Genomic DNA, 13,648 nt, shown 5'->3' with positions numbered 1-13,648 from the left:
AGGTATTGATGAATAAGAAATAACACCGAATTATAACCGAATATTATGAACATGTTATTTTCACAAATATGGAAAACATAAAACAAGTGTATAAAGGAGTGATTAGACTTAACAATGGAGAATATGAGCTTCCTTGTTATGTTGTCGACTTCGGAGACAAGATCGAAAGAGTGCTTACTCAACGGGAAGTCGTACGTTTGATTACTGGTAGCAGGGAAAGCGGTGACATTAAAAGGTATCTAAAGTCCCGGGCCCTTGAAGAAACTTTACCCCCTGAAATATCACATAAATTTGACGACAATTTGCTGATAATCAGCGTGGGCACATACACCATAAATGGAGTAAAAGCGAGTATGGTTGTTGACATATGCAATGCATACCTTAAAGCTAGACAAATGGGGATATTGTCACCTAATCAAGCAAAATTGGCAGAACAATCTGAAATTTTTATTTCAGCATTAGCGAAAACAGGAATAGATGCGATAATTGATGAAGCTACTGGTTATCAATATTTCCGAAAATCGAATGAATTACAGGCCAAATTAGATTTTTACATTTCCGATGGATATCGGGAATGGACAAGAACATTCCCGAAAGAATTCTTCATGCATCTATACCGACTTGAAGGTAGAACGCCTCCTTTGATTGACAAACCATATCCAAAACGATTTGGCAAATATGTGATGAGGTATGTATACGACACTTTGGATCCTGATGTTGCTGATTATTTGCGAAAAAATAACCCACAACCGCAAGGTACAAAGCATCATCATCAAAAGCTGAGCAATACTGGATATAAAGCTCTTACGGATCATTTGTTTTCTGTTTTAGGTATCGCAAAAGCCTCTTTCAACATGGATAGATTTAAAGAAAATCTTGAGTTTGCTTTTCCAAACGCCAGAACAGTTCAATTCAGCAGAATAAAGGAAAAGAGAAAAGAAGATAAGCAAAGGAAACTATCTTTTCTACCTGTTCAACAAATGGAATTATTCGATTTTACTGGTGAGGATAATGAAAATAACTCATTTGGAAATAACAAATAATAAGCACTTAATTAATGGCAGTCATCGATTTAAAGGCATTTTTACTAAAAAAGATCGACATTGACATGGCGATCCGGTACGTTGCCGAAAAAACATCTTCTCTTAAAATCAATGACCCATTACACTATGAATATGGAACTCGATTTTTATATGAGTATCGGCAATATTGAAAAAGCGAGAAAGGTCACGAAACGAAATCAACTGTTTGAATTATGAAAAGATTATTTTACGCATTGATCCTGTCACTTCTATTCACCTCCTGCTATAAGGAAAAGATTCCTCTTTTCGGATACACCGAATGGGAACATGAAGGCGATATTTTCGATAATGAAATAACGGCGTCAATCACTACTTTCAATTTTCCGACCAATGACACGGTATTGATCTATGAAGATGATATACTATTCGGAAAGTTCTATTACGATTTCACTTCTTTCACCACGAAAGGGTACGTTAAAGAACATGATATGTATTTCATGAGAGACAAAGACGATGAGGAAAACAAAATGACACTCTTCTACAATAAAGAGGAATATCTATTCAAAAGATCAAAATAACATGCCCGCAAAACAAGTAACACCGGAATCCAGGGCCATATGTTTACGGTTTGTCCGGGCATATGAGGAGCTGAGATATAGGGGAAAGGTAAAGACAAAAACGGAGTTTGGCCGCAAAATTGGCATGTCTGCCAGCAATTTAAAACGCATCGAAGACAATGAAAATAACGAACCATCCATTAACTCAATTCTACTTTTGCTCGAGACTTACAATGTCAATCCGGACTGGCTTTTTTTTGGAAAAGGTGATTTTATAAGAAAATGAAAATAAAGATTAGTTTTAACCAAAACTTGTCTTTTGTAATTTTTTATATTGATGTAACATATTGAAATACAGTTTATAAATAGGTAATCCCGAGTTGGACTCATAATCAGGGAGTCACTGGTTCAAGCCCAGTTGGGACCACCTTAGAAATACCTCCGTAATGTTTACAAACAGAACGGAGGTTTTTTTATTTTGAAGGCATTGATGATACTCTCCTATTGGAAACAATCCCCACATGACAAAGTACTATTACGGTTTCAACACCGAAACGGGTGCCTGCAGCTGCAATACTTTGTTTGTTTTCGTGATTATCGGATTGGAAAGGGTCAGCTCGATGGTTTGTTTGGTTTCGCGGGAAGAGGTTGCCAACAGGATGGTGTATCTCCCCGAATCTGCGACCCAGGCGCTCTCATCATTATCGAAAGAAGCCAAATCCGCCTTTGCGACCTTCATACTTAGGGTCTGTGTTTCCCCGGCCTTCAGTTCTTTTGTTTTTGCGAAAGCTTTCAACTCTTTTGATGGCTTTGGCAGGGATGCATTCCGCGGGGCAGCCACATACAACTGAACGATTTCTTTGCCGGGAATTCCGCCTGTATTCGAAATATCGACGTTTACGACGAATTCGCCGTGGGTTTCTTCAATTACCGGATTGGCATATTCGAAAGAGGTGTAAGACAGGCCATAACCAAAAGGATAGGAAACGTCTTTGCCGAAAGTGTCAAAATAACGATAGCCCACAAAAATGTCCTCTTCGTAAATCGTGTAATCCACGTTACGCACGGGCTCTTCCCCGTCGTCCGGTTTTCCCATGAGATTGCCGCCGGCAGATTTTACAACCGCCGGATCCCACGGAAAATTGGCGGAAGAAGCCGCATCCATATACTGAACCGGAAATGTCACGGGCAATTTGCCCGAAGGATTTACTTTACCGCTTAAAAGGTCGGCTACCGTATTGCCGCCCTCCTGCCCGGCTTGCCAGGCAATCAGGATGGCATCGGGAAAGTTTTTCCAGGAGGCCGTTTCGATGACACCGCCGATGTTTAAGATGACAATGGCTTTCTTTCCCGCAGCCTGAAACGCCTTGGATACCGTTTCAATCATTTCCTTTTCATTGGCTGTCAGATTGAAATCGCCCTCTATCGCGCGGTCGGCAAATTCGCCCGAAGTCCGCCCGATAGTAATCAAAGCCACATCGGCTTCTTTCACTTGCAGGGCAAGGGCTGCCGGAGCCGGGACGAGTTCTTCCGGACGTGCCCTCGGCATGAATGCGGCAAAAGGATTGCCGGGGTCGGGTTTGTTCTTCTCATTCTCGGACGCGATATATTCCTCGTATTGCTTCTGCAACTGTGGGTCGAGTTGGTAACCGGCATTTTTTAGGCCTTCCACCAACGAGACGGTGTATGCCTCGTTCACATCGCCGCTGCCAGTTCCGCCGGAAATAAAATCGTAGGAAGAAACACCGTATACAGCCACATTTTTTATGGAAGCCGACAAGGGTAGCGCATTGTTGCTGTTTTCCAGCAAAACCATTCCTTCTGCCGCCGATTGGCGGGTTACTGCCGCGTGCGCTTTCAAGTCGGGGGTATTAGAGAAAGCATGTCCCTTGAAACGGGGCGTTGCGAGAATCATATTTAATATGTTCCTCACATTGCGATTTAATTCTGCTTCGGAAAGGGTGCCGTTTTTTACCGCTTCAACGATTGATTCGTACTGCTTCGGGGTGCCCGGCATCAGCAGGTCGTTGCCGGCTCTGACCATGGCCGGAGCATCTTTTCCGCCAAACCAGTCGGTCATAACGGTTCCCTTGTAACCCCATTCGTCGCGAAGGATGGTGGTTTGCAAGTCGTAATTTTCGGGGGCATAAGTGCCGTTTATCCGGTTGTAAGAAGACATAATTGTCCATGGGGCGGACTCTTTAACCGCAATCTCAAAACCTTTCAGATATATTTCACGCAAAGCCCGCGGAGTTACCCGACTATCGTTGCCCATGCGGTTGGTTTCCTGGTTGTTGGCCGCGAAATGCTTTAAGGAAACACCCACACCGTTGGATTGGATGCCTTTTGTCATGGCTGCCGCCATCTTCCCCGAAACGACGGGGTCTTCGGAATAATATTCAAAATTCCGTCCGCAAAGGGGATTGCGGTGGATGTTGAGGGCAGGCGCCAAGAGAACGTCGGCGCCATATTCCAACACTTCGTTACCCATGGCTTTGCCTACGTTTTCCACCAATTCGGTATTCCATGTCGATGCCAAAGTCGTGGCTACCGGAAAGGCGGTACAATAATAAGTTTGTTCGTCGCCTTCGCGTACGGGCGTGATTCGTAAACCGGCAGGTCCGTCAGCCAGCACGGCGGCGGGTATTCCCAAACGGGGAATTGCATACGTTGTTCCGGCCGCGCCCGGGACAAGCTGTTTGGTTTCGCCTACCACGGTTGTTTCGCCCGAGAAACCGGCCATTCCGGTTCCGACAAGCAACAGGGCTTTTTCCTCGAGTGTCATGGCAGCTATGACTTTATCGACGGAAGCCTTGCCCAATTGGGGCGTTTTGGGGGTGCATGCCGTGAGAAACAAGGCAGGTGCCAAAATTGCTAGTAAAATACTCTTTTGATTCATTATGATTCAGTTGAAATTATTTAAACAGCATGGGGGCCAATGTATTCAGGTAATCTCTCCAGTTCGACCAAGTATGGCCGCCCCCGGTAACATGGAACGTATGCGTTAATCCGTTCCTCTCCAAAGCTTCGTGCCTGCTTCTCGGCAAGGGGTTGCGTATCGGTGTAATTGGCCATCCACGAACCGTATAGTTTTACTTCTCTGGCTTTGGGAGCCTTGATCCGTAAGGTCACTTCGCCATCCGAAAACTCGGGAGAGACGATGGGAGTGCTGTTCATGAAATTACTCAACTCCTGTGCTGGAAGTGAAACGGAGCACAAAAACAGGAGAAGCGATAACAGATTGAATTTCCTCATGACGTGCTTATTTTATTTAAATAACATCGGTGCAAATTCCGACAGATATATCCGCCAGTTTTTCCAGATATGTCCTTCGCCGCTTTCCCGGTAGGTGTATTTGAATCCCATTTCGTCCATCTTTTTCATACTGTCGATCACGCTTTGGTACAAAAAGTCGGTATTGCCGCAAGCAATCCAGTACAGCTTGAATCCGTTCTTTTTCTGAACTTGCAGCTTTTTCAAAAACTCTTCGGTATATTTGGCCGCTTCGTCCTTGTCGCGTGCCATCAATGTGGCGATGGGAGGAGCCGAGAATACGCCCACGTAATCAAACGTGTTGGGGTATTGCGCCGAGATAGCCGCCGAGTGCATTCCGCCCATAGACAAACCGGCAACGGCCCGGTTTGCCTTGTCTTTCTTTACCCGATAGTTGCTTTCAACGAATTTCAAAATATCGCCAAAACTGTCTTCCATACTCGCAACAGCCTGTCGGGGACCGCCGCCCATAGCCGGCAGGTAGCTGCGGCTCGATTCGCCCGGAGCCGCGGCATTTTGCGTGTGTCCGTTGGGCATAACAATAATCATCGGTTTCGCTTTTCCCCGGGCAATCAGGTTGTCCATGATTTGGGCGGTACGTCCCAGTGCAATCCAGGCTTCCTCGTCGCCGCCGGAGCCGTGAAGGAGATAAAACACGGGATAAGTCTGATGGTCTTTTTCGTATCCGGGAGGAGTGTAAATGGTAATGCGTCGCTGTTCTTTTAATGTCGGGCTATCGTACCAGCGACGGGTAACACTGCCGTGAGGAACATCCTTTACGCTGTACAAATCGCCGGGGTTGCCCGGAATAATAAACACATTGGTCACGGAAGCCACGTCGCGAATCATCGCCACATTGGCCGGGTCGTTGATGCGCTGGCCGTCCACCATAAAAGTGTAACTGTAAAGTTCGGATGCCAACGGCGCGGGAGTGGTATATTCCCACACGCCGTCTTTGTTCTCTTTCAATTCGGCTGTGCCAGGCATATCGAACTTGCCGTAGGGGGTTTCGGTTGGTTGGGTCGGCAAAAAGTCGCCGGTTACTTCTACTTTCACGGCCTTTGGCGCTCTCAGGCGGAAAGTGACGGTGTTGTCGTCATGAATTTCGGGGGACACAATAGCTTGTCCGCCCCAAAGGGCTTGTTGTGCGAACGATGTCGCAGCCGCGAGCAGTATTACTGCCAAAAGGGTTATTCGTTTCATTTTTTTAGATATTTTAAAATTATGTTTAGGGTTCAATACTCTTTGTTGTGTTATCGTATTCTGCGGATTTCGGCTCGGGGGCGCATGGCATTATGCACCTTTTCTGTTTTCTTCCGGTCAATCTTTTGATTTACCGACAGTTTTACATCAGCCGAAGAAGAGGCCACTTGCCAAATATAGTTTCCTTTTGCCAATTCCCACGCGCTTGTTTTTTCGTTAAACGAAGCCATGTCCATCACATCCCAAACCAATGCTACCACCTCGCTCTCGCCCGGTTTCAACTCTTTTGTTTTGGCAAAAGCTTTTAGCTCTTTCGATGGTTTCTTTAAACCGCCTTCGGGGGCTTTTACGTAAAGTTGCACGGCATCGCGTCCCGCTGTTTTTCCGGTGTTGGTGACGGCCACTTTCAACTCGCATTTTTCTCCCCGAACGGCAGAATCGATCACTTCGTAATCGAAAGAGGTGTAAGATAATCCAAAGCCGAAGGGATAAGAAACATCTTTGTTGAATGTGTCGAAATAACGATAACCGACGTAGATGTCTTCCTCATAATCGGTATAGTCCACATTCCGTTCCGGTTCGTTGGGTTTGTTTTCTTCTTCTTTTCGTTGCAGATTCATCCCGCTCCCCATAGCGAAAGAGGGCATTTTAAATTCGTGGTCAAAAGGGAAGTTATTATCCGATGCAGCATCGCCGTAGTTTATGGCAAATGTCATCGGCAGTTTGCCCGACGGATTCACTTTTCCCGTCAGCACGTCGGTAATGCAATGTCCCACCTCCTGCCCCGGTTGAAAAGCGCAGAGAACCGCGTCGGCCAAACCTTTCCAGGATGCTGTTTCAACGGGACCGCACACATTTAGGATAACCACTACTTTCTTGTTCGCGGCCCGATAGGCATCCGTCACCTGCTTCACAAGCGCCAGCTCGCTCTCTTTCAGGTAAAACTCTTCGGAACGACGGTCGGCAGCCTCGCCGCTGGTGCGGCCCAGGGTCAGGATGGCCATGTCGTTTGCTTTTACTTGTGCGGCCATATCCTCCGCGGAAGGAAGAAACTCGTCGGCGCGTGGCGGCGGCGTTAGAGAAAAGGGTGGACGCCCATTGGGGAACAAGCGTTTTTCCTCTTCGGCCAAATGTTTTTGATATTGTTTGGTTAAATTCTTGTCCACTACATAGCCAGCTTCGCGAAGACCTTCGACCATGGAAACGGTGTAACGGCCAAACCCTGTGCTGCCAAAACCCATTCCGGCAGGAACCATATCGTAAGAGGTTGTTCCGTAGAGCGCAATGTGCCTGATTGAATCGGACATAGGCAGGGCGTCCTTGTTTTCTAACAGGACAATGCCTTCGGCGCCTATTTGGCGGGAAATTGCCGAATGGGCTTTCAGGTCGGTTTCGTCAGGGTAGGAATAATTGTTGAAACTGTGGCATTTTACCACCAATTCCAACACGCGTTTTACGTTTCTGTCGAGAATCCGCTCATCCAATGTTCCGTTTTTCACGGCGTCAATAATGGCGTCATATTGGCGTTCCTGGCCGGGTTGCAGCATATCGTTGCCGGCCATCATGGAGGTTACGGCGTCTTTTCCCGCGTTCCAGTCCGATACAACAAGCCCTTTGAAGCCCCATTCATCGCGCAGAATGTCCGTTGTTAATTCCTCATCCTCGCTCGTGTGTTTGCCATTCACCTTGTTATAGGAGGTCATAATTGTCCACGGTTGCGATTCTTTGACGGCTATCTCAAAACCTTTCAGATAGAGTTCGCGAAGAGGACGCTGGTTGAGTCGGGAATCGTTGTTGTAGCGATTTGTTTCCTGATTGTTCACGGCGAAATGCTTCAGGCTTGTTCCCACGCCTTCGCTCTGAACGCCGTTAATAAATCCCGCGGCCATTTTTCCGGTCAATAACGGGTCTTCGGAATAATATTCGTGGTTGCGTCCGCAAAGTACATTGCGCATCAGGTTGGCCCCCGGCGCCAATAAAATATCCAATCCATAGTCTTTTACCTCGGTTCCGAGTGTTTTACCCACTCGGTAGGCGGCGTCGGGATCAAAGGTTGCGGCCACTGTCGTTGCCGAAGGAAATTCCGTGGTGTAATAAAACCGGCTGTCGAATTCGCGCCGGACGCTCATTGCCAGGCGGTGGGGGCCATCGGCCATATATACCGATGGGATTCCCAAACGCGGAATATCGTAAGTGCGGCCTGCCGTTCCGGGAAATTTGGCATCGCTGCCCATCGACATTCCGCAACCGATAACCATACGGACTTTCTCTTCCAGCGTCATTGCCCGGACCACTTCGTCCACATTGTCTTTGTTGAGCGTTATCGGTTGCGCCCGGATAGAAGTGAGGCTGCAAAGCGCAATCAAACTAAAAAAACAGTATATTCTTCTCATCTTCATGTTTTTTAATTACCAACCGTCGTTTTGTACCATATTGGGATTCAGTCGCATTTCGGTAGCGGGAATGGGCAAGCGGTAGTGCCGGCTTTTAAAGCCATAACGGTTGGGGTCTGTGTTGTATTGTCTATATTCAACCACCACATTATCCGGTTCGCTCACCGAATTTGCCTTGTTTACAAGCAATGGTGTTTGGGCGCCTTGGTTTTTCATCAGCGTTTCCGCATCTTTCCACCGGATAATATCCTGATATCGGGTATATTCGCTGCACAGTTCCAACCGTTTTTCCAACTTGATGGCTTCCATATTGGCTGTTTTGCGGGGCAATTTGGCGCGTTCTCGAATCTCGTTCAGCGAGGCATCGGCTTCCGATTGGTTGCCGGCCATAAAGTTGGCTTCGGCGGCCAGAAGCAAAACTTCGGCATAACGCATCCAGCGGTAGTTGTTGAAAGAACACCAAAAGGTAATGGGCGCTTCGGCGGCAGAAAAACGACGTTTCCACAAGAAAACTCCTTCGTTGACAATGCTTTTGCCTTTCTGCAATTTCACGCCGTTTTCCGTCATTTGGGCATACGTTTTCATCGTCTGGTTCAGGCGGTAACCCTCTGCTCCCTCTTCGGCGACAAAAGCATCGTACAGGTTCTTTTGGGGAACCATAAATCCCCAGCCCGTATCTTTGTAGTTTTCAAAAGCGGTCGATGTCGCTTCCAAATTGTCCATACGCCAGTGATTCATCACTTCGAAAAAGCTGAATTCATCCCACGCATTGCTCGTATCCAGCACGCGGTTGCTTTCCAGCATGCTCTCGCAAGAGTATTCGGCTACGTAAGTGAGAATGTCTTCATAATTTCCCTGATAAAGCGCATACTTGCCGCTGCTGCGCACTTCGTTCAACACATTGGCGGCATCTGCATATTTTTCTTGCCACAGATAAGCCTTGCCCAGCATGGTTTGTGCCAGCTGCTTGGTTATGCGCCAAGTGGTTTTGTCGTTTGCGTCTTTCTTCTCGGCGAGGTATCCTGAAGCGATGGCTTCGGTCAAGTCTTTTTCAACCAGCGCCCAGAGTTCTTCTTGGGATGATTTTGGCATTTGATACTCATCGGGGGTTAATTCCCTGTCGACCAGCGGCACTTCGCCCCACATGGAAATCAAATCAAAATAAGCGAACGCGCGGAAAAACCTTGCCTCGGCGTGCGCCCTCTTTTTGATGTCCGATTCGGGTTCGACGTGGCCCAATATCACATTGGCTTTATAAATAAGGCTGTAATAGGCTTCCCAGACGCTGCGGATGAAACTTTGGTCGGAACCGAACGAAAATTCGTTGCAACCTTCCAGCTCGGCGTTGTCGTTACGTCCGCCGCCACCTGCCCATACATCGTCTGACAGAGAGTTTTTAAGCATTGTGTAGTTGTAATACATACTTTTCAACTCAATATAGAGTGCATTTGCCGCATCCTCGGCCTGTTCGTCTGTCCGGTAATAAAAAGAGTAGTCGAGCACGCCTTTTTGGGGGATGTCAAGAGTGTGCTCGCACGAAGCCAGGCCCAGCGCAAGCAACCCGCCAATCATCAAAGGTAAATATTTATTTTTCATATCGTTTGCTTTTTTACGGATTAAATAAAATAATTAGAATGTCAAGGTTAGTCCGAGAACCATTTTCTTTGAAGTGGGATAGCTGCCCTTGTCCACACCCAGGGCGTTGCCTGTGCCGGTAACTTCGGGGTCGAAACCGGGATAGCGGGTAAACGTGAAGAAATCCTCCAACGACCCGTAGACACGCAGGCTCTCGATGGCGGCTTTTTTGAGCAAGTTCTTGGGGAAAGAATACCCCATTTGAATCTGCTTAATTTTGAAGTAAGAACCGTCGAACACCGAGCCGGATGAGGTCATATACTTGGTATAGTCCGTGGCATAAGCTCTGGGGGTGGTTCCGTTGGGATTGCTTGCAGTCCAGCGGTTTTCGGTAAAATAGGTCAGCTGGTTCAAATTGTAGTCCACCCGGTTTAAGCCGCTGTAAACGTCGTTTCCTTGCGAGCCGGTACCGAACAGGATGAAGTCGATGTTTTTCCATCCCGCGGTCAGGGTAACGCCGTAAGTGAAGTCCGCAATTCCCTTGCCAATTTCGGTTTTGTCGTTGTCGGTAATCACATTGTCGCCGTCTTGGTCTTCAAAAACAGGTTCTCCGGTTGCCTTATCCACGCCGGTGTATTTGTAACCGTAGAAATACCACGCCGGTTTTCCCACTTCGAAACGGGTAATGGCGCCGTAAGTTACCAGCGTGGCGCCGTCAATGGCGGCAAGCGATTCGTGAATGTGGGTTACCTTATTTTTGAGCGTGGCCATGTTGCCCCGTATGCCGTAAGAAAAATTGCCTATGCGGTCTTGCCAGCCAACTTCCAGCTCCACACCTCTGTTGATGATGTTTCCGGCATTGACCGGGGAGAAAGTGTTGCCAACTACGGTGGATGCCTTGATGTCCGAGACAATCAGGTCTTTGGTTTCTTTGTTGAAATAATCGGCCGATACGGATAATCGGTTGTTGAGGAAACGGGCATCCACGCCGATGTTGGTCTGTTCTGAGGTCTCCCATTTCAATTGTTCGTTACCCGTGGCCGATGGCGCATAGCCGTTGATGTAGTAGAAACTGTTGTTATCGCCCACAGCCAAGTGGCCGGTAGAGCCTACCGAAACATTCCAGAGATAATTTCCGAGAGAGGCGGTGGAGCCGTTCTGCCCCCAACTCGCGCGCAGTTTCAGGTGCGACAGCCATTTTTGGGTATTCTGCATAAACTCTTCGTGAGAAATAACCCAACCCACCGATGCGGCAGGAAAGTATCCCCAGCGTTTAGCCCTGGGCAACACCGAGAGGTCGGCGGCATCGGCACGCAGAGAGACTTGAGCCAGATATTTGCTTTCGTAGTCGTAGTTTAAACGGCCGAAATAGGCCAATTTGCGGGTGTAGCTCTCTTCTCCGCCCGAAATGTCTTTGGCCGCATCGGATGTAGCATAAGCAAAGTACCAGAAAAGCGGGTCGTCTTGCAGGAAACCGAGATTCTGGTCGTCGCCCCTCTTGTTTCCGCTTACCTCAAAAGTGCGGCTCTCGCTGTAAGAGGTACCGAGCATAACGCTTGTGTTGTGTTTGCCAAAGGCGCGGCTGTAGTTCAAGAAGTTTTCCCATTGCCAATAGGTGGGACTCTCGTCGGAGGCATCTACCTGAATATAATCTTGTTTTGCGGTGCCGTGATAATAATAGTCGTGGCTTACACCGTAGGAAGAGGTGGAAGAAAGACGGTATCCCAATCGGGAGGTAAATACAAAATCTTTGATGGGCGTGAAATTTAAGTAGGTGGAACCGTTTATGTTAAACCCTCTGTATTTGGTAAAAGCGCGGTCGCGCATTGCCAAGGGGTTGATCGCTTCGGCATTGCCAGTGAAAGCGGATATGCCGTAGAGATTGCCCTGGCCGTCGCCCAACATATTGGGATGCTGGGCGTAAGCGCTTTCCATGTGCGGCGGCAAGTTATTTATCGAATAAAGCGGTTGGGTCAACGGGTCGAGTTGCAACACCGACAACAGCAGGCTGCCGTATTCGCTTCCTTCGGCAACTGATTGGGTTTTGTAATGTTCTATCTGATTGTTGGTTCCTACTTCCAGCCAGGGTTTGATTTTACGGCTGGCATTAACCATTCCGGTCAGGCGCTCGTAGGTGTCGGCATCGCCAACAACCATACCGTTATTTTTTAAATGGGACGCGGACAGGTAGAAAGAGCCCGTGTCGCCTCCGCCCTGATAAGTCACGTTGTGGCGCATCATGGAGCTTTTCTCGAAAGCAACGTCGGTCCACTTGGTATCGGTCTCGCCGTCCCAATATATATCGAAAGCGCTTTCGGCAATTTTACCGGCTTCGATGAAGTAGTCTTTGTACTGTTGCGCATTCATCACCTTGGGGGTTCTGCCTAAACTTTGCGAGGTGTATTGGAAATCGTAAGTGATTTTTCCGCTGCCGCTGCCTTTTTTTGTAGTGATTAAGACGACACCATTACCGGCCGCCGCCCCGTAAATGGCAGCCGAAGCGCCATCTTTCAACACTTCCATCGACTCTATGTCGTTGGGGTCGATACCGCCAATGTCGTTGGCAATGCGCCCGTCGACTACATAAAGCGGGTCGCTGGAACCGTTAGAGCTGACGCCCCGGATGCGGACAGAAGGCGAGGCGCCGGGTTTGGCCGAGGCGCTGAGCACTTGTACGCCTGCGGTCTTGCCTTGCAGCGCCTGTTCGGCACGGGTGATGGTGCGGGCTTCCATATCCTCGGATTTTACCGAAGAAACGGCGCCGGTTAGCGAGCTCTTTTTCTGTACGCCGTAGCCCACCACTACCACTTCGTCCAGGGCCTGCACGTCTTCTTTCATCGTGATATTCAATGTGCTGCCAGTTACCGTATGTTCTTGGGAAACATAACCGATATAGGAAAAAACCAGGGTGGAACCCTGACGGGCAGATAATTGGTAATTGCCGTCCAAATCAGTAGTCACACCGTTGCTTGTGCCTTTTTCCAGCACGCTTACTCCAATCATTGGTTCATTTTGGTCGTCCACTATCTTTCCCCTCACAGTCATTTGGTCTTGTGCCGAAAGGAAAGAGAAGGTCATAATTAGGAAAAGCACAGACGCCGTCAGTCTTTTCAATGAGTTGTTTTTCTTCATTTTCTTTTGTTTATTAGATAATTAGTTGCTTTAATTCTCCCTAAAAACCCCGCGCCGGATACAACCGTGCAATATCCGGCAGTTCGTTGTCGCGCGCCATTTTCCGGAGTATAGGGCTCCCGTTCGGGCGATCCTTCCGCATGGGGATTGCCGGTTCGTGCAAAGTCAATCCACGCGCTGCCCATTTTTTCTCCCTCAAGGGTTGCCTTGTGGCCTCCTCCGCTCATAGCTACACGGCGTTTCCCATTCGCCTTTGCGCGCGGGGTTGGCGGTGTGATAAGAAGGAAGTTCCTGTCACGAACCGGCCGGATAGCCACACCAGGATAAAACGTGTTTTGGCATACCTGAAGAAGTGTTTTCTTGTTTTAATATTTGCAAAATTACCCCTTCTCCCACAAACCGATTTTGTGTAGCGTCCAAATGATTTTTCTATTTGTAGAAATGTGCTTTCGGATTTGTCCAAAAACTTTCAAATTTGTGCATAAAGCGATTT

The 13,648-nt window shown here is 48.0% G+C and carries 10 protein-coding genes; 3 read left to right on the top strand and 7 right to left on the bottom strand.

All coding sequences use genetic code 11. From position 1 onward, the window contains the following. The first annotated feature begins 68 nt into the window (after positions 1-68). The 3 genes from D7D25_RS02840 to D7D25_RS18740 all read left to right on the top strand — a co-directional run bounded on the left by D7D25_RS02840 (position 69) and on the right by D7D25_RS18740 (position 1,865). Positions 69-1,043 (top strand): P63C domain-containing protein, encoded by a 975-nt coding sequence (locus tag D7D25_RS02840; RefSeq protein ID WP_122967452.1) that lies wholly within the window; start codon positions 69-71, stop codon positions 1,041-1,043. A 212-nt stretch (positions 1,044-1,255) separates the two neighbouring features. Next, complete coding sequence (locus D7D25_RS02835) at positions 1,256-1,600, top strand: hypothetical protein (protein ID WP_122967451.1); 345 nt, start codon at positions 1,256-1,258, stop codon at positions 1,598-1,600. Between the two features lies 1 nt (position 1,601). After that, positions 1,602-1,865, top strand: a complete 264-nt coding sequence (locus tag D7D25_RS18740; RefSeq protein ID WP_122967450.1) for a helix-turn-helix domain-containing protein — start codon at positions 1,602-1,604, stop codon at positions 1,863-1,865. A 249-nt stretch (positions 1,866-2,114) separates the two neighbouring features. Here D7D25_RS18740 and D7D25_RS02825 read toward each other — a convergent pair whose 3' ends face one another. The 7 genes from D7D25_RS02825 to D7D25_RS02795 are packed head-to-tail and all read right to left on the bottom strand — an operon-like array spanning position 2,115 to position 13,472. Then, on the bottom strand, positions 2,115-4,478 hold the full coding sequence (locus D7D25_RS02825) for a glycoside hydrolase family 3 protein (RefSeq protein WP_122967449.1): 2,364 nt from the start codon (positions 4,476-4,478) through the stop codon (positions 2,115-2,117). Between the two features lie 20 nt (positions 4,479-4,498). After that, the gene (locus D7D25_RS02820) at positions 4,499-4,834 is read right to left on the bottom strand and encodes a hypothetical protein (protein WP_122967448.1); all 336 of its coding nucleotides are present in this window, start codon (positions 4,832-4,834) and stop codon (positions 4,499-4,501) included. Between the two features lie 12 nt (positions 4,835-4,846). Further along, the gene (locus D7D25_RS02815) at positions 4,847-6,055 is read right to left on the bottom strand and encodes an esterase (protein ID WP_122967447.1); all 1,209 of its coding nucleotides are present in this window, start codon (positions 6,053-6,055) and stop codon (positions 4,847-4,849) included. Positions 6,056-6,105: 50 nt separating this feature from the next. Next, on the bottom strand, positions 6,106-8,448 hold the full coding sequence (locus D7D25_RS02810) for a glycoside hydrolase family 3 protein (RefSeq protein WP_122967598.1): 2,343 nt from the start codon (positions 8,446-8,448) through the stop codon (positions 6,106-6,108). 15 nt (positions 8,449-8,463) lie between these two features. After that, the gene (locus D7D25_RS02805) at positions 8,464-10,044 is read right to left on the bottom strand and encodes a RagB/SusD family nutrient uptake outer membrane protein (protein ID WP_122967446.1); all 1,581 of its coding nucleotides are present in this window, start codon (positions 10,042-10,044) and stop codon (positions 8,464-8,466) included. A 33-nt stretch (positions 10,045-10,077) separates the two neighbouring features. Beyond that, entirely contained in the window at positions 10,078-13,155 is a 3,078-nt protein-coding gene (locus D7D25_RS02800) for a TonB-dependent receptor (protein WP_122967445.1), read from the bottom strand. Further along, positions 13,152-13,472: a carboxylesterase family protein gene (locus D7D25_RS02795; protein WP_148038828.1), complete on the bottom strand. Its 321-nt coding sequence runs from the start codon at positions 13,470-13,472 to the stop codon at positions 13,152-13,154. Before D7D25_RS02795 ends, D7D25_RS02800 begins: the two co-directional genes overlap by 4 nt. Positions 13,473-13,648: the final 176 nt, after the last annotated feature.

The organism is Proteiniphilum sp. X52, assembly GCF_003712195.1.
GTDB lineage: Bacteria > Bacteroidota > Bacteroidia > Bacteroidales > Dysgonomonadaceae > Proteiniphilum.
Note: the sequence above shows the minus strand (reverse complement) of the source record. Positions and strands in the feature narration are given on the sequence as shown.